The organism is Roseomonas sp. KE0001 (assembly GCF_016107285.1).
GTDB lineage: Bacteria > Pseudomonadota > Alphaproteobacteria > Acetobacterales > Acetobacteraceae > Pseudoroseomonas.
Genome location: NZ_RCVQ01000001.1, coordinates 267600 through 284312, shown reverse-complemented (window position 1 = coordinate 284312; position 16713 = coordinate 267600). Strand labels below are relative to the sequence as shown.

The 16713-nt window shown below is 71.8% G+C and carries 14 protein-coding genes and 1 tRNA gene; 8 read left to right on the top strand and 7 right to left on the bottom strand.

The window, feature by feature from the left end; translation table 11 throughout:
- Positions 1-56 precede the first annotated feature (56 nt).
- The 4 genes from clpX to D9598_RS01280 all read right to left on the bottom strand — a co-directional run bounded on the left by clpX (position 57) and on the right by D9598_RS01280 (position 3867).
- Positions 57-1313 carry an ATP-dependent Clp protease ATP-binding subunit ClpX gene (gene clpX, locus D9598_RS01295; protein WP_198364584.1) on the bottom strand — a complete coding sequence of 419 codons (1257 nt, stop codon included), beginning with the start codon at positions 1311-1313 and terminating at the stop codon, positions 57-59.
- 205 nt (positions 1314-1518) lie between these two features.
- Complete coding sequence (gene clpP, locus D9598_RS01290) at positions 1519-2160, bottom strand: ATP-dependent Clp endopeptidase proteolytic subunit ClpP (protein ID WP_198364583.1); 642 nt, start codon at positions 2158-2160, stop codon at positions 1519-1521.
- Between the two features lie 238 nt (positions 2161-2398).
- Positions 2399-3736: a trigger factor gene (gene tig / locus D9598_RS01285; protein ID WP_198364582.1), complete on the bottom strand. Its 1338-nt coding sequence runs from the start codon at positions 3734-3736 to the stop codon at positions 2399-2401.
- 46 nt (positions 3737-3782) lie between these two features.
- A tRNA-Leu gene (locus D9598_RS01280) sits at positions 3783-3867 on the bottom strand.
- A 150-nt stretch (positions 3868-4017) separates the two neighbouring features.
- Between D9598_RS01280 and D9598_RS01275 the strand changes: the two genes are divergently transcribed.
- Positions 4018-5211 (top strand): pyridoxal phosphate-dependent aminotransferase, encoded by a 1194-nt coding sequence (locus D9598_RS01275; RefSeq protein WP_198364581.1) that lies wholly within the window; start codon positions 4018-4020, stop codon positions 5209-5211.
- A gap of 73 nt (positions 5212-5284) precedes the next feature.
- A complete protein-coding gene (locus tag D9598_RS01270) occupies positions 5285-6241 on the top strand; it encodes a hypothetical protein (RefSeq protein ID WP_198364580.1) in 957 nt (318 codons plus the stop codon).
- Between the two features lie 5 nt (positions 6242-6246).
- On the opposite strand, the gene D9598_RS01265 is transcribed toward D9598_RS01270, so the two are convergent.
- Positions 6247-8637 (bottom strand): 1-deoxy-D-xylulose-5-phosphate synthase N-terminal domain-containing protein, encoded by a 2391-nt coding sequence (locus tag D9598_RS01265; RefSeq protein WP_198364579.1) that lies wholly within the window; start codon positions 8635-8637, stop codon positions 6247-6249.
- A gap of 143 nt (positions 8638-8780) precedes the next feature.
- Here D9598_RS01265 and D9598_RS01260 point away from each other — a divergent pair, with 143 nt between their 5' ends.
- The gene (locus D9598_RS01260) at positions 8781-9542 is read left to right on the top strand and encodes an EAL domain-containing protein (protein WP_370591906.1); all 762 of its coding nucleotides are present in this window, start codon (positions 8781-8783) and stop codon (positions 9540-9542) included.
- A gap of 15 nt (positions 9543-9557) precedes the next feature.
- On the opposite strand, the gene D9598_RS01255 is transcribed toward D9598_RS01260, so the two are convergent.
- Positions 9558-10952, bottom strand: coding sequence for a malonyl-CoA decarboxylase (locus tag D9598_RS01255; protein ID WP_198364578.1), 1395 nt, complete (start codon positions 10950-10952; stop codon positions 9558-9560).
- A gap of 47 nt (positions 10953-10999) precedes the next feature.
- A complete protein-coding gene (locus D9598_RS01250; RefSeq protein ID WP_232476797.1) occupies positions 11000-12475 on the bottom strand; it encodes an NAD(P)H-hydrate dehydratase in 1476 nt (491 codons plus the stop codon).
- Positions 12476-12694: 219 nt separating this feature from the next.
- On the opposite strand from D9598_RS01250, the gene D9598_RS01245 reads away from it, so the two are divergent.
- The 5 genes from D9598_RS01245 to D9598_RS01225 all read left to right on the top strand — a co-directional run bounded on the left by D9598_RS01245 (position 12695) and on the right by D9598_RS01225 (position 16713).
- Positions 12695-13504: an ABC transporter ATP-binding protein gene (locus tag D9598_RS01245; protein ID WP_255528544.1), complete on the top strand. Its 810-nt coding sequence runs from the start codon at positions 12695-12697 to the stop codon at positions 13502-13504.
- The gene (locus D9598_RS01240) at positions 13494-14363 is read left to right on the top strand and encodes an ABC transporter permease (protein WP_198364576.1); all 870 of its coding nucleotides are present in this window, start codon (positions 13494-13496) and stop codon (positions 14361-14363) included. The genes D9598_RS01245 and D9598_RS01240 overlap by 11 nt, the downstream gene beginning before the upstream one ends.
- A 90-nt stretch (positions 14364-14453) precedes the next feature.
- Positions 14454-15032: an NMCC_0638 family (lipo)protein gene (locus D9598_RS01235; RefSeq protein WP_198364575.1), complete on the top strand. Its 579-nt coding sequence runs from the start codon at positions 14454-14456 to the stop codon at positions 15030-15032.
- 103 nt (positions 15033-15135) lie between these two features.
- Positions 15136-16179 (top strand): TRAP transporter substrate-binding protein, encoded by a 1044-nt coding sequence (locus D9598_RS01230; protein ID WP_198364574.1) that lies wholly within the window; start codon positions 15136-15138, stop codon positions 16177-16179.
- A gap of 75 nt (positions 16180-16254) precedes the next feature.
- On the top strand, positions 16255-16713 hold the full coding sequence (locus D9598_RS01225) for a TRAP transporter small permease (RefSeq protein WP_198364573.1): 459 nt from the start codon (positions 16255-16257) through the stop codon (positions 16711-16713).

Genomic DNA, 16713 nt, shown 5'->3' with positions numbered 1-16713 from the left:
TGCCGGCCTGGTCGCGGGGCAAGCCGTGAGGCCGCCCCGACTCCAGGCCGGCCCCCTCATGCGGAAGACTGCTCCGCCGCCCGTTCACCATAGATGAAGAGCGGGGCGGCGCGGCCTTCCGCCACTTCCTTGTTGACCACGACCTCCTCGACCTCCTCGAGGCCGGGAAGGTCGAACATGGTGCCGAGCAGGATGCCCTCCATGATGGAGCGCAATCCGCGGGCGCCGGTCTTGCGCTGGATGGCGCGGTTGGCCACCGACTTCAGCGCGTCGTCGGTGAAGGTCAGCTTGGTGGCCTCCATCTCGAACAGGCGCTGGTACTGCTTGACCAAAGCATTCTTCGGCTTGGTCAGGATCTCGACCAGGGCCTTCTCGTCCAGATCCTCCAGCGTGGCGACGACCGGCAGGCGGCCGATGAACTCGGGGATCAGGCCGAACTTCAGCAGATCCTCCGGCTCGACCTCGCGCAGGATGGCCCCCATCCGCCGCTCGTCGGGGCCGCGCACCTCGGCGCCGAAGCCCATGCCGGAGCCCTTGCCCTTGGCGGCGATGATCTTGTCCAGCCCGGCGAAGGCGCCGCCGCAGATGAACAGGATATTGGAGGTGTCGACCTGGAGGAATTCCTGCTGCGGGTGCTTCCGGCCGCCCTGGGGCGGGACGGAGGCCACCGTGCCCTCCATGATCTTCAGCAGCGCCTGCTGCACGCCCTCGCCGCTCACGTCGCGCGTGATCGAGGGATTGTCGGACTTGCGGCTGATCTTGTCGACCTCGTCGATATAGACGATGCCGCGCTGCGCCCGCTCGACGTTGTAGTCGGCCGCCTGCAGCAGCTTGAGGATGATGTTCTCCACATCCTCGCCGACATAGCCCGCCTCGGTCAGCGTCGTGGCGTCGGCCATGGTGAAGGGCACGTCCAGGATGCGGGCGAGCGTCTGGGCCAGCAGGGTCTTGCCCGAGCCGGTCGGCCCCACCAGCATGATGTTGGACTTGGCGATCTCGACCTCGCCGCCCTTCGCGCCATGGGCCAGGCGCTTGTAATGATTGTGCACCGCGACGGAGAGCACCTTCTTGGCGTGCTCCTGCCCGATCACGTAATCATCCAGCACCTTGCAGATCTCGCGAGGGGTCGGCACCCCGTCGCGGGACTTCACCAGATGCGTCTTGTGCTCCTCGCGGATAATATCCATGCAGAGTTCGACGCACTCGTCGCAGATGAAGACCGTCGGGCCGGCGATGAGTTTGCGGACCTCGTGCTGGGACTTGCCGCAGAACGAGCAGTAAAGGGTGTTCTTCGAGTCGCCGGACTTGCTCATGAGCGCTCCTGGACCCCCCGGCATCGGGCCGGCGGATCTTTCGGGACTGTAGCCCCCCTGTCATCCAGGGGGAAGCGGAACGGAAAAGGAGCGGCTTGACCCCCCTCCTTCCCCGCCATTCGGGGGATGACCCGGGAAACATTCCCACGGCCGGCACCGGCCAGAGCCGGGCGGTGCCGTGGGAACGGGCCCTCCCCGCTGGGGATCACCCCTTGGGCGCCTCGGTCGGCGCGGCCGGGCGCTGCTCCACCACCTGGTCGATCAGGCCGAACTCGCGGGCCTCCTCGGCGGTCAGATAGGTGTCGCGCTCCATCTTCCGCTCGATCTCCTCGAGAGACTGGCCGGTGTGATGGGCATAGATCTTGTTCAGCCGCTCGCGCGTCTTGAGGATCTCGCGCGCCTGGATGGCGATGTCCGTGGCCTGGCCCTGGGCGCCGCCGGACGGCTGGTGGATCATCACCTGGCTGTTCGGCAATGCGAAGCGCTTGCCCTTCTCGCCGGCCATCAGCAGCAGCGAGCCCGCCGAGGCGGCGATTCCGAGGCAGACCGTCGAGACGGGGGCGCGGATGTACTGCATGGTGTCGTACATGGCGAGGCCCGCCGTCACCACCCCGCCCGGGCTGTTGATGTAGAAGGCGATGTCCTTGTTCGGGTTCTCGCTCTCCAGGAACAGCAACTGGGCGCAGATCAGCGAGGACATCTGATCGTAGATCGGCCCCGTCAGGAAGATGATCCGCTCCTTCAGCAGGCGCGAATAGATATCGAAGGCGCGCTCGCCCCGGGCGGTCTGCTCGACGACCATCGGGACGAGGTTGTTGTAGATTTCGACCGGATCGCGGTCCCGCATTGTGCATCCTCTCGCGGTGGCGGAGCCGGCCGGACCTGCCATGGACCCCCTGTCCATGGCCTTCCGGCTGCTGGCCGCCGCCGTCACCCTAAAGCTTCCAGGTTAACATGGGGCAGCCGGCGGCGGCGGGAAAGAGGGGGTCCCCCCGGCGCCCGAAACGGCCAGGGGCCGGGGCGGGGAACCCTCCCCGCGCCCAGCCCCCGCATTTCCGCCGAACAGCAGCAAAAACAGTCGTTAATCAGGCCGTCGGATCGGCCGAGAGCTCGCCCGCCGGAACTTCCTTCTCGCTGACCTGGGCCAGTTCCAGCATGAAATCGACCACCTTCTCCTCGAAGAGGGGCGCCCGCAGATTCTCGATCGCCTGCGGATTCTTCTGGAAGAACTCCAGCACCTGCCGCTCCTGGCCCGGGTAACGCTGGGCCTCGGTGCGCATGGCGCGGGTCAGCTCGTCGTTGGAGACCTGGATGTTGTTGCTGCGGCCGATCTCGGAGAGCAGCAGGCCGAGGCGGATGCGGCGCTCGGCGATGGCCCGGTAGTCGGCCTTGAGCGTCTCCTCGTCCTTGCCCTTGTCCTCGTCGTCCAGGCGGCCCGCCTTCAGGTCGGCCTCGACGCGCTGCCAGATCTGGGCGAACTCGGCCTCGACCATGGAGGGCGGCACCTCGAAGCTGGCCTGCTCCGACAGGGCGTCGAGCAGCTTGCGCTTCACGTTGAGGCGGGAGAGCTGGTCATACTCGCCCTGGAGGCTCTCCGTGATCCGCGTCTTCAGCTCGTCCAGGCTCTCCAGGCCGAGCTTCTTGGCGAAGTCCTCGTCGAGCGCGGGGCTGACCGGCTTCTTCAGCGCCTTGGCGGTGATCTCGAAGCGCGCCGGCTTGCCGGCCAGCTCGGCCGCCCCGTACTCGGCCGGGAAGGTCACGTCGACATTCCGGGTCTCGCCGACCTTGATGCCCTCGAGGCCCTCGGCGAAGCCCGGGATGAAGCCGGCGCCGCCGATCTCGACCGGCATGTCCTGGCCCGAGCCACCCTGGAAGGGTTCGCCCGCCGTGTCGCCCTCGACCAGGCGGCCGACGAAATCCGTCACCACCACGTCGCCCTGGGCGGCCGGACGCTCCTCGGTGACATCCTCCAGGCTACGGTTGCGGGCGGCGATGCCCTCCAGCGCCTTGGTCACCTCCTCGTCGCCGACCTTGGCGACGGGCTTCTCCAGGCTGATGCCGGAGAAGTCGGGCAGCGGGATCTCGGGCAGCTGCTCCAGCTCGATCTTGAACTCCAGATCGGCGCCGTCCTCGAACTTCACCAGCTCGATCCTGGGCTGCATGGCCGGGCGCAGGCCGCGCTCGTCCACCACCGTCTTGGTGACGGACTGCACCTGCTCCTCCAGCACCTCGCCCATGACGGCGGAGCCATAGCGCTGCTTCACCACGCCAAGGGGCACCTTGCCCGGGCGGAAGCCCGGAAGGCGGATGTCCTTGGCCAGCGACGCCAGGCGCTGGTCCCGCGCCGCGGCGATATCCGCCGCCGGAACCACCACCGTAAAGGCCCGCTTCAGCCCGTCGGCTGCCAGCTCGGTCACCTGCATCGTCGCTCTACCCGCTCCTGAGATCAGTTCCGTGCCGGCGGTCCGGTGGTGCGGGCGGAGGGACTTGAACCCCCACGGCTTGCGCCACTGGAACCTAAATCCAGCGTGTCTGCCAATTCCACCACGCCCGCGGACGCAAAGGCCGGCGTTGTCATGAGCCGGCGCGTTTAGCGCAGCGGCGCCCTTATTGAAAGGGCGGCCGTCGCGGCGCCCGCCGGAGGCCGGCTTGCGCCCCGCCCGCCGGGGCGGCAGAGAGTAGGGCGACGACGCGGAGAACCCGTATGAGCCTGGCCAGCACCGCCACCCTCCCGCCCCTGGAAAGCCTCCCGGAGCGCGTGCGGGGCATCGAGATCAACCAGATCGCCGAGATCGCCGATCTGGCGCGGGAGGATCCCGAGGTCATCAAGCTCTGGATCGGCGAGGGCGACCTGCCGACCCCCGCCTTCGTCACCGAGGCCGCCGCCGCCGCCATGCGGGCCGGCCAGACCCGCTATACCTACGCCCTCGGCCTGCCGCGTCTGCGCCAGGCGCTGTCCGACTATCACCGCCGCCACTGGGGGGTGGAGGTGCCGGCCGGGCGCTTCACTGTCACCGCCGGCGGCATGAACGCCATCATGCAGGGGCTGCAGGCCATCCTGCGCCCTGGCGACGAGGTCATCATCCCAGGCCCGCACTGGCCCAACTTGGGCGAGACCGTGAAGCTGCTGGGCGGCGTGCCGGTGGACGTGCCGCTGCGCGAGCGCGAGGGCGGCGGCTTCACCCTGGCGCTCGAGGACATCGCCGCCGCCCTCACCCCGCGCACCCGCCTCATCGCCATCAACTCCCCCTCCAACCCGACCGGCTGGGTGATGCCGAAGGCGGAGATGGTGGCGCTGCGCGACCTGGCGCGGGAGAAGGACCTCTGGCTGCTCTCGGACGAGGTCTACAACCACTACACCTATGGCAACGCCATCGCCCCCTCCTTCCTGGAGATCTGCGACGGCACGGACAAGCTGCTGGTCAGCAACACCTTCTCGAAGAACTGGGCGATGACCGGCTGGCGCGCCGGCTGGCTGATCTTCCCCGAGGGGCTGGCCCCCGTCTTCGACAATCTCGGCCAGTACAACACCACCTCGATCCCGACCTTCGTGCAGCATGCCTGCATCGCCGCGCTTGAGCAGGGCGACGACTTCATCCGCACCATGGTCGGCCGCTGCGCCGAGAGCCGGCGCATCTTCTGCGAGGGGCTGGGCGCCCTCCCCGGCATCCGGCTGCAGCCGCCGGAGGGGGCCTTCTACCTGATGTTCGGCGTCGACGGGGAGGCGGATGCCCGCGCCCTGGCGCGCCGGGTGCTGACCGAGGCCAAGGTGGGGCTGGCGCCCGGGACCGCCTTCGGCCCCGCCGGCCAGGGCCGGCTGCGCCTCTGCTTCGCCATTGATGCCGAGCTGGCGCGGGAGGCGATGCGCCGCCTGGACGGGTTCTTCCGCCGCCGCTGAGTTCCCTGGCGCCAGGCCGGCGATTGTCTATCCTGGCACCTCCGCAGCCGGAAGTCGCGAGTCTGGAGGTGTCATGCGCGCGATCCGCCCGGAGGACGAGCCCGTCGAGGTCGCGGCGCCGGTCATCCTCTATTCCTTCGACCGCCCGGACTATCTGCGGCGGGTCTGCGCCGGCCTGCGGGCGCAGCGGGGCGTGCGGCTCGATCCGGCCGGGATCTGGCTGCTGCAGGACGGCGCCGTCTCGCCGCACACCGGGCGCCGGCGCGGCGATCCGGCCGCCATCGCGGCCAGCATCGCCGTCTTCCGCGAGGCCTTCCCGGCGGGGCAGGTGCTGGACAGCGCGCACAATCTGGGCGTGGCCCACAACATCCTGCGCGGCGAGCGCCTGGCCTTCGAGACGCTCGACGCGCCCCTGGCCTACTTCTTCGAGGACGATCTGGAGCCCGGCCCGCATTACCTCTGGGCGCTGGAGCAGCTCCGTCGCCGCAGCGAGGCCGAGCCGCGCATCGCCTATTTCGGCGCCTATGGCGATCACCGGCGCGACTATCCGGGGCCGGAGGTGAAGTACATCCCCCTGGAGCACCATTGGGGCTTCGGCCTCTACCGCCGGGCCTGGCGGCGCATGGCCGACTGGCTCGCCCCCTACTACGCGCTGCTGGAGGGCCGCGACTACAACGACCGTGACCACGGGCGGATCTTCCGCCTGTGGGAGGGGCTGAGCATCGCCAGCGAGGCCTCCTCCCAGGACGCGGCCAAGAGCATCGCCTGCCTGGAGCTCGGCCTCTCCCGCGTGCTGACCACGGTCAGCTTCGGACGCTACATCGGGGAGCGCGGCAATTCCTTCTCGCCGGCGCATTTCCGCGCCATGGGCTTCGACCGCCACCGCATCGTCGCGGCGGAGGCCTTCGCCTTCCATCCGCTGGACCCGGCGCGGCTGGAGGCGGTGGACGCGCATCACCGCCGGCATTACGAGCGGCTGCGGCGCGAACGGTTCGACGCCATCCTCGCCGCGCATCCCGCGCGGGGCTGAAGCCCTCAGCCGAGCAATGCCTGGGCGCAGGCGTCCAGGATGGCATCGGTGTCGAGCCCATACTCCCGGTAGAGGTCCGGGATGTCGCCCGCCTGCCCGAAATGGTCGACGCCGAGCGGCACCACCCGCTGCCCGCGCACCGCGCCCAGCCAGGCATGGGCGGAGGGATGGCCATCCAGCACCGTGACCAGGGCCGCGTCCGGCGCCAGCGGCGCCAGCAGCCGTTCCACATGCGAGGGTGCCGCGCCCGGCGCGCGGCGCGCGGCGCGCCGGGCCGCCAGCCAGCCGGCATGCAGCCGGTCGGGGCTGGTGATGGCGAGCAGCCCGGCCCCCGGCTCCTCCTCGCGCAGCGCCTCGAAGGCGGCGAGCGCCTCCGGCGCCACCGGCCCCTGATAGGCGATGGCGATCCCCGCCCCCTCCGCCGGCGGCACGGCCCAGTGGCCGCCGGCGATCACCGCCGCAGGGTCGAGGTCGCGCTGCGGCTGGACGATGCCGCGGGTGGAGAGCCGCAGCCAGACCGCCGAGCCCTCCGGCTGCTGCATGTGGTGGAAGGCATGGCGCAGCAGGATGGCCAGCTCGTCGGTATGCGCCGGCTCGTAGGCGGCCAGCCGGTCCTGCGCCATGCCGATCAGCGGCGTGTTGATGCTCTGGTGCTGCCCGCCCTCCGGCGCCAGGGTCAGGCCCGAGGGGGTGGAGACCAGCAGGAAGCGGGCATCCTGGTAGCAGGCATAGATCAGCGCATCGAGGCCGCGGTTGACGAAGGGATCGTAGACCGTGCCCACCGGCAGCAGCCGCGCCCCGTGCATCCGGTCCGCCAGGCCCAGCGCGCCCAGCACGAGGAAGAGGTTCTGCTCGGCGATGCCGAGTTCCACGTGCTGCCCCTTGGGCGACATCCCCCAGCGCTGCGCCGAGGCCAGCTTGGAGTCGCGGAAGACATCGTTCTTCAGGTGGCGGTCGAAGATGCCGCGCCGGTTCACCCAGGGGCCGAGGCTGGTGGAGACGGTGACGTCCGGGCTGGTGGTGACGATGCGCGACGCCATCGGCGCCAGCTCCCGCCCGCCGCGGCCGATCTCGGCCATCATCTCGCCGAAGCCCGCCTGGGTCGAGAGCATGCGGTTGGGCGGCAGGCGCGGCGGCGCCAGCGCCGCCGGCACCGGAACCTCGGGCGCCGTCAGGCTGCGCCCCTCCTCCGCCAGGGGCCCGGCGAAGGGCACCGAGGCCAGGAAGGCCTCCAGCTCGGCCTCCGGGATGTCGAGCCCCTCGAAACGGTCCCATTCATGGCCCGGCCGGATGCCCATCCCGTCACGGAAGGCGAGCATCTGCTCCCGGGTCATCAGCCCGGCATGGTTGTCCTTGTGCCCGGCGAAGGGCAGGCCCATGCCCTTGACGGTATAGGCGATGAAGCAGGTCGGCTGGTCGCCCGCCGCCTCCTGCGCGCGGAAGGCCTCGGTCAGGGTCTCGATGTCGTGCCCGCCGAGATTGGTCATCAGCGCGCCCAGCTCCTCGTCGGTGAGGGGGTCGATGATGGCGCGGATGCCGGGGAGGCGGCCGAGCTCGGCCAGGATGGCGGCGCGCCAGGCGGCGCCGCCCTGGAAGGTGAGCGCGGCATAGAGGCTGTTCGGGCAGTCGTCGATCCAGCGGCGGAGATGCTCGCCCTCCTCGCGGGCGAAGGCGGCCTCCAGCTTGCGCCCGTATTTCAGCGTGACGACGTTCCAGCCCATGTCGCGGAACAGCCCCTCGATGCGCCCGAAGAGCCGGTCCGGCACCACGGAATCGAGGCTTTGCCGGTTGTAGTCGATCACCCACCAGACATCGCGGACGTCGTGCTTCCAGCCTTCCAGCAGGGCCTCGTAGATATTGCCCTCGTCCAGCTCCGCATCGCCCACGATGGCGACATGGCGGCCCTTGGGCATGCCCGGCCGCGCCAGGCCATGCAGGTGGACATAGTCCTGCACCAGCGCGGCGAAGCTGGTCAGCGCCACGCCGAGCCCGACCGAGCCGGTGGAGAAGTCCACCTCCGCCCCGTCCTTCACCCGGCTCGGATAGGGCTGGATGCCGCCGAACTGCCGCAGCGTCGCGAGCTTCTCCCGCTCCTGCCGGCCGAGCAGATAGTTGACGGCGTGAAACACCGGCCCGGCATGCGGCTTCACCGCGATGCGGTCCTGCGGCCGCAGGATGTCGAAATAGAGCGCCGTCATGATGGCGGCGACCGAGGCCGAGGAGGCTTGGTGGCCGCCGACCTTCAGCCCGTCCCGGTTGGGGCGGATGTGATTGGCGTTGTGGATGGTCCAGGCCGAGAGCCAGAGCAGCTTGCGCTCCAGCGCCTGCAGCAGCTTCAGCCGCCGGGAAGGGTCCTGCTCGGGGCGCAGCGCGCGGGGGTCGGGCGTGGCGTTCATGGATCTCCCCTTCCGTCCTTCCTGGGACCTTGTCGGAACAGGCTACAGACGGGCCGGCGATCCACCAAGCGTCGCGGCATTAACTCCCCGGCAGGACAGGTGGAGGCAGACTTCCCTCCTGCCTGCGCCAAGGGACCGTCCCCGTGCCCGACCACCTCTCCCTCGCCTGCCGGGGCGGCCAGAAGCCGCGCCCGGCCCTGCCGCCGCTGTCCATGGCCTTCCAGCCGATCCTGCGCTGGAGCGGCGCGGGACGGGAGCTTTTCGGCTTCGAGGCGCTGGTGCGCGGCCCCGCCGGGGAGGGCGCCGGCAGCGTCATGGCACAAGTGAACCACCGCAACCGCTTCGCCTTCGACCGGTGCTGCCGCCTCCGCGCCATCGAGCTGGCGGCGGAACTCGGCCTGGCGGGGACCGGGGCGGCCCTGTCGCTGAACATCCTGCCCGGCGCCGCGACGGCGTCCGAGGCCTGCATCCGCGCCACCCTGGCCGCCGCGCGGCGCGCCGGCCTGTCCCGGCGGCACCTGATCCTGGAGATGACCGAGCAGGAGGCGATGCTGCATCCGGCCCAGCTGCAGGCCCTGATGGACGGCTGCCGCGCCCTGGGCTTCCGCATCGCCATCGACGATTTCGGCGCCGGCTACTCGGGCCTGGTGCTGCTGACCCGCTTCCGCCCCGACATCGTGAAACTCGACATGGAACTGCTGCGCGGCGTGGACGCCGATCCGGCGCGCCGCGTCATCCTGCGCCACCTCGCCGCCATGTGCGCCGAGCTCGGCATCGCCGTGGTTGCCGAAGGGGTGGAGACCCGGCCGGAATTCGAGGCCCTGCGCGACCTCGGCATCCAGATCTTCCAGGGCTACTACTTCGGCCGCCCCGGCTTCGAGCACCTGCCCGGCCTGGCGGCCTGACGGGGCGGGGTCGGCTCAGACGCTGCGCGCCAGCTTGCGCAGACTGGTCGCCGCCGCCCGGCTGCCCTCGCCGACATAGGCCTCGTGATAGTCCTCGATCTTCGCCGGGTCGTAGAGATAGTTCACCATGAAGCCGAGGCTTTCACGCATGCCCTTCTCGGAGGTGTCGCCGCGCCAGCAGATCCGCTCGACCCGCGCGCCGTTCGAGAGATGGAAGTGCCCGACCGGATCGCGCGCCCGGCGGCCGCCCCGTCCCGTCTCCAGCACCAGGTAGCGGGCGCAGAGCCGGGTGAGGATGGCCTCCGCCTTCGGCGCCCAGCGCGCCGGCAGCGTCCTCGGCGAGGCCAGCAGGGCGCGCAGCGCGGCCTCGCCGCTCTCCAGGCCGGAAACCTCCGCCAGTTGCCGGGCTTCCTCCTCGCTGAGCAGCTTCGGCTCCTCCGCCGCCAGCCTCTCCTCCAGCCAGCGCCGGAAGCCCGGGATCGGCGAGAGGGTCGAGAAGGCCTTGATGTTCGGCAGGTCCTGGGACAGCAGCGCGACCACCCGCTTGATCAGGAAATTGCCGAAGGAAATGCCGTCCAGCCCACGCTGGCAGTTGTTGATCGAGTAGAAGATCGCGGTATCCGCCTTGCGCGGGTCCTGCACCGGCGCCTTCTCGTCCAGCAGCTTCTGCACCGAGCCGGACAGGCCCCGCACCAGCGCCACCTCGACGAAGATCAGCGGCTCCTCGGGCATGCGGGGGTGGAAGAAGGCGTAGCAGCGGCGGTCGGAATCCAGCCGGTTCTTGAGGTCGCGCCAGGTGCGGATGCGATGCACCGCCTCATAGCCCACCAGCTTCTCCAGCAGCGCGGCGGGCGAGTGCCAGTCGATGCTGCGTAGCTCCAGGAAGCCGAGGTCGAACCAGCTGGCGAAGAGGCCGCGCAGGTCGGCGTCCAGCGCCAGCAGCATCGGGTCCTGGCCCATGACCCGCAGCAGATCGGCCCGCAGATCGACCAGGAACTTCATGCCGTCGGGGATGGTGGTGAACTGGGTCAGCAGGCGCAGGCGCGGCGGCTCCAGCACGCGGCGCAGCTTCGCCTTGGCGGCCGCCCGCGCGGCGCCGTCGCGGGCGGCGCTGACCTCGCGCATCGCCGCCTCGACCGCCACCGGATCGGAATCGAAGCCCGCCAGCGCTCGGAAGAAGGCCATGCGCCCGGCCGGGTCGAGGGCCAGGTAGGATTGCGCCAGGCTCGCCGCGCGGTTCCGCGCCGAGATCTCGCCGCCCGGCGCCTCCAGGCTGGCGCGCAGGCGCGTCTCCCAGGAGGCATCCTCAGCCGGGGCCGAGACGGAGGAGGCCATGTCACGCCAGAGCAGGGCGACACGCTTCAGCGCCCGGTCAAAAAGGCCTGGTTCCGCGACGGCGACATCGGACATGGGGGGTTCCTCGGTAGCGGGCCCGGCGGCAGGCCGGGCTTTGTAATTCAACGAAATATATGGTGAGGAGGTTGCCCTATCCCAGCCCGCCGGGAAAGCGCGAAGGCGAAGCTCTCGGCGATGTGGGGCAGCAGGTCCTCGGCGATCAGCGGGCTCCCCGGAGGGCGCCCCCCGAGCGCGCGGCGGGCCGCCTCGCCGTGCAGCCAGACGGCGGCGCAGGCGGCCTCGAAGGCCGGCAGGCCCTGTGCCGACAGCCCCGCCGCGAGACCGGCCAGCACGTCGCCGCTGCCGGCGGTGGCCAGGGCGGGCGGGGCGTTGTCGTTGATGGCGGCGCGGCCGTCGGGGGCTGCGATGATGCTGTCGGAGCCCTTCAGGACCACCACGGCGCCGGTCGCCGCCGCCGCGCCACGGGCGGCGGACAGGCGATCCGCGCCGGGCGGGCCGAAGACCCGGGCGAACTCGCCCGCATGCGGCGTGAGAATGGCGGCGCCACGCAGCCGGTCCGGCGCGCCGGCGGCCGCACTGAGCGCCCCGCCATCCGCCACCACGGCGCACCCGGCCGCCAGGAGACGCGCCAGCACCGCCAGCGTCTCCGCCGAGGGCGGCAGGCCGGGCCCGACCAGCCAGGCATGGCGCCGCGTGTCCGCCAACAGCGCCTGGAGCGGCGACTCCGTTACCAGATGGCCCGGCTCATCGGCGCGGAACAGCGCGGCGGTGGTGGCATCCGCGGTGGCGAGGCTGACCAGCCCGGCCCCCGCGCGCCGCGCCGCCGCCGCCGCCAGCCGCGCCGCCCCCGGCATCTCCGCCCCGGCGGGAATCGTCAGATGGCCCTGGGCGAACTTGTGGCTCCCCGATGTGCGGCGCGGCAGCGTCCACAGCCAGGGCCCGTTGTGGAAGCAATGCACGCCCAGGCCCGGCAGCACCGCCTCCGGCAGGCCGATCGGCGCCAGCACCGTCTCGCCGCAGAGGTCGCGCCCCGGCAGCAGCAGGTGGCCCGGCTTGCGGCGGAAGAAGGTGACGGTGAGCGCGGCCGGCGTCACGGGGCCGCGTGGCTGGCCGGTGGCGCCATCCAGGCCCGAGGGCACATCCACCGCGACCACCGGCCCGCCGGCCGCGCCCAGGACCGCCGCGACCTCCGCCGGCAGATCGCGCGTCAGGCCGGCGCCGAGCACGGCATCCACCACCAGCGCCGCGCGCGCCGCCTCGCCGGGCGCGAAGGGCAGCACCGGCCCGCGCCATGCGGCGGCGGCGAGCGCCGCGTCGCTGCCTGGTCGGGGTGGCGCGAGCGCGGCCACCGCCACCGGCCAGCCGGCCTGCTCCAGCCGCCGGGCCACGACATAGCCATCGCCGCCATTGTTGCCCGGCCCGGCCAGGACCAGGGTGCGGCAGGGCCGGAAGCGGGCGCGGATGGCCTGGGCGACCGCCTGCCCCGCCGCCTGCATCAGGGCCAGGCCGGACAGGCCCCCGGCGATCGCCGCCGCATCGGCCCGTGCCATCTCCTCCGGGGTCAGCAACTCGTTCATCTCCACGCTCCTCGGCGCCAGGGGAGGGAATGTCGCCCGCCCCGCCCGTCTCCGCGAGAGGGACCGCGATGCCCGGATCGCGGGCGCCCTGCCCCGGGCCCGGGCAGACCAGGGCATGCCCGCCCGCCCGCCCGGCGCGCCGGCATGGCCCGGGGCTTGCTTCCAGGGTCCCCCGGGGCCGGGCTGAAGGCCCCCGAGGATGGAGGCGGGATGGCGGCGATGGAACGCCCATTTGTCGAGATTGACGGGGTCTCCCTGCGCTATGGCGGCGCGGAGGGGACGCTGGCGCTGCGGGATGTCTCGCTCACCGTGGGGCGGGGCGAGTTCGTCGCCGTGGTCGGCCCCTCGGGCTGTGGCAAGTCGACGCTGATGAAGCTGGTCTCCGGCCTCTGGCCCTCCAGCGCCGGCAGCGTCATCGTCGGCGGGCGCGAGGTGGACCGGCCGCTCCCGCTCGTCGGCATGGCCTTCCAGAACCCGACCCTGCTGCCGTGGCGCAGCATCCTGGCCAACGTGATGCTGCCGCTGGAGGTGGTCGAGCCGCACCGCCGCCGCCTCCGCGGCGAGCGCGCCGCCTATGAGGAGAAGGCGCGCCGGCTGCTGGCCATGGTCGGCCTCGCCGGCTTCGAGGCGAAGCACCCCTATCAGCTTTCCGGCGGCATGCAGCAGCGCGCCAGCCTCTGCCGCGCGCTGATCCACGACCCGCAGCTGCTGATGCTGGACGAGCCCTTCGGCGCCCTCGACATCTTCACCCGCGAGGATCTCTGGAGCCAGTTGCAGGGGGTCTGCCTGACGCTGAAGCCCACCGTGATCCTGGTCACGCACGATCTGAAGGAAGCCGTCTACCTGGCCGACCGCGTGCTGGTCATGTCCGGCCGGCCGGGCCGCATCCTGGTCGAGCGGCGCATCCCCTTCCCGCGTCCGCGCAGCCTGGACGACAGCTACAGGCAGGACTTCCAGGACCTGGTGCACGAGTTGCGCGACCACATCAACACCGCCCGCAAGGGGGAGGAACGACCGGATGCCGCCTGAGACCGGACCCTCGGCGGCGCGCGGCGCGGCCAATGCCCGTCGCGTCGAGGCCATGGCCACCGCCGCGCGCCGCCGCCGCCGGCTGCAGCGGCTGCTGCCCTGGCTCGTCATCCTGGGCAGCTTCCTGCTCTGGGAGGCGGTGGTGCGCGGCTTCGCCATCGACGCCTTCATCCTGCCGGCGCCCTCCGCCATCCTGGCCAGCATGATCCAGTGGTGGCAGCCGCTGCTGGAGAACGCCTGGCAGACGCTGATGACGACGCTGATCGGCTTCGGCCTCGCCATCGTCTTCGGCCTGCTGCTCGGTGTCGCCATCGGCAGCTCGGCGCTGCTCTATCATGGGCTCTACCCGCTGCTGATCGGCTTCAACTCGGTGCCCAAGGTGGCGGTGGTGCCGATCCTGGTGATCTGGTTCGGCATCGGCACCGTGCCGGCCATCATCACCGCCTTCCTGATCAGCTTCTTCCCGATCGTGGTGAATGTCGCGACCGGCATCGCCACCGTCGAGCCGGAGCTGCGCGACGTGCTGCGGGCGCTCGGCGCGCGGCGGACCGACATCATCCGCAAGGTCGGCCTGCCGCGCGCGATGCCCTACTTCTTCGCCTCGCTGAAGATCGCCATCACGGTCGCTTTCGTCGGCTCGATCCTGGCCGAGACGGTCGGCTCCAACAGCGGCATCGGCCAGTTGATGATGCTGGCCAGCAGCCGCTTCGACGTGCCGCTGGTCTTCGCCGGGCTGATGGTCACGGCCATCATGGGCGTCGCCATGTACGCTGTCGCCGTGGCGATCGAGGAGCGCACCACCGGATGGGCGATGCGCGGGCAGGCGGACCAGGGCGTTGCCTCCGTCCCCGGAGGCTGAGATGCGGGGCGGCTGAGGCGAGGCGCGGACTGGACGGCGGCGGCGAATCGGGGCCTCCTCTGCCCCCGCCCCGTCATCGCAGGAGATGCCATGCCCCGTTCGACCGTGCTCCTGGCCGCGCCGCTGGCGCTGATGGCGGGCTGCGCGACGGCGCCGGACCCGGCGCCGACGCCTCCGCCACCCTCGCCCGCCCAGGCGCGCCAGGCCGCGGAGACCGCGATCGCCACCTTCGAGGCGGCCTGCCTGGCGGCGGAGGATGCCGCGCGCCGGGAGGCCTGGCTGACCGCCGCGGGCTACCGGGCCGCCCTGGCGGTGCGGAAGGGCCAGGAGGTCGCCACGCCGGGCCGGCAGGTCTGGATCGGCCCCGATCCGGCACAGCCGCTCGCCGTGACGCTGCGGCCCGGCCAGGCCGATTGCGCCGTGCTCTCCCCGCTCGGTGACGCCGCGGCGGCCGGGCAGGCCTTCGATGCCATGATGTCGCGCCACCTCGCCCGCATCGCCGGCGCCGCGACGCGGGAAGAGACGGCGGCGGAGGGCATCCTGCTCCAGCGCAGCTATCGCATCCCGCCGGCCGGGGCCGGGGCGCCGGCGGCCCGCATCGAGCTCTCGGCCCGGCCGGTGGCGGAGGGGCGCCCGGCGCTGCTCATCGCGCTGGATCACCCCGGCTGAGGCGCCTCGCATGGCGAAGCGTCATGGCGCCGGCGGGAACTCTGCTACAGTCGCGGCAGAAGCGGCCGCGCCGCGACACGGCCACAAGGCCAGGAGGGAAAGCATGTCCAAGATCTCGCGCCGCCGGCTTTCGCTCGCGGCCGCCGGCCTGCTGGCGGCACCGGCGCTCCCGCGGCCGGCCCGGGCGCAGGGCGAAACCCTGCGGCTGCACCATTTCCTGCCGCCGGGCTCCAACATCCACCGCAACTTCCTGGCGCCATGGGCCAGGAAGGTCGAGGCGGCGACCGACGGCCAGCTCCGCATCCGGCTCTTTCCCGCCATGCAGCTCGGCGGCGCGCCGCCGCAGCTCTACGACCAGGCGCGCGATGGCGTTGCCGATATCGTCTGGACCCTGCCGGGCTACACGGCCGGGCGTTTCCCGCGCATCGAGGCGCTGGAGCTGCCCTTCGTCGCGGACCGCGGCGGGGTGGCGAATGCCCGCGCCGCCCAGGCTTTCGCCGCGCGGCATCTGGCGCAGGAATTCGGCGAGGTGCATCCGCTCTGCTTCTGGGCGCATGACGCCGGGCTGATCCATTCCCGCACGCCGGTCCGCACCCTGGAGGATCTGCGCGGGCTGAAGCTGCGCTTCCCGACGCGGCAGGCCGGCGAGGCGCTGCGCGTCCTCGGCGCCGCGCCGATCGGCATGCCGGTGCCGCAGGTGCCGGAGGCGCTGACCCAGGGTGTGCTGGACGGCGCCGTGGTGCCGTGGGAGGTGGTGCCGTCGATCAAGCTCCAGGAGCTGGTGAGGAACCACACCGCCTTCCCTGGCAGCCCGACCTTCTATACCGCGACCAACGTGCTGGCGATGAACAAGGCGCGCTACGAGGGTCTGCCGGCCGAGTTGCGGCGCGCGCTTGACGCGCAGTCGGGCGACGCGGCCGCCGCCATGGTCGGCGCCACGCTGGACGAGCAGGCCGTCACCGTCTCCGAGCTGGCGCGCAAGCGCGGCAACACGCTGATCGAGCTGGAACCGGCCGAGGCGGCGCGCTGGCGGGAGGCAACGAAGCCGGTGGTCGAGGCCTGGCTCGCGCAGATGCGCGGACGCGGCATCGACGGCGAGGCGCTGCTCGCCGACGCGCAGGCCCTGTTCCGCCAGTTCGCCAGCTAGGGGCCGCCGCTCCTGTCCACCTCCTCCGAAGCGCCCCGCGCGGCGCGCCAGATCGACGCGGCGGCCGGGTCCCTGATGCTGGCGGGCAGCCTGCTGCTGATCGCCACCGCCCTGCTGACCACCGCCAGCGTGCTGCGCCGGTGGGTGGCGGGCCTGCCCATTCCAGGCGACTTCGAGCTGGTGCAGATGGGCAGCGGCCTGGCCGTCGCCGGCTTCCTCGCCTGGGGCACGCTGCGCCGCAGCCACATCATGGTGGACAGCCTCACCGGCTGGCTGCCGGCCCGGCTGCAGGCCGCCATCGACAGCTTCTGGAACCTGGTCTGGGCGCTGGTCGCCGGACTGCTGGCCTGGCGCATGGCGCTCGGCGCCGCCGACGCCTGGGCCAGCGACACCCGAAGCATGGTGCTCTCCCTGCCGATCTGGTGGGCCATCGCGCTCGGCGCGCTGGGCTTCGGCGTCACCGCCCTCGCCGCCCTGCTCGCCGCCCTCGGACCGGCCGGCCGGACCTCCGCCCCCGTGAGCCCAGCCCTGTGA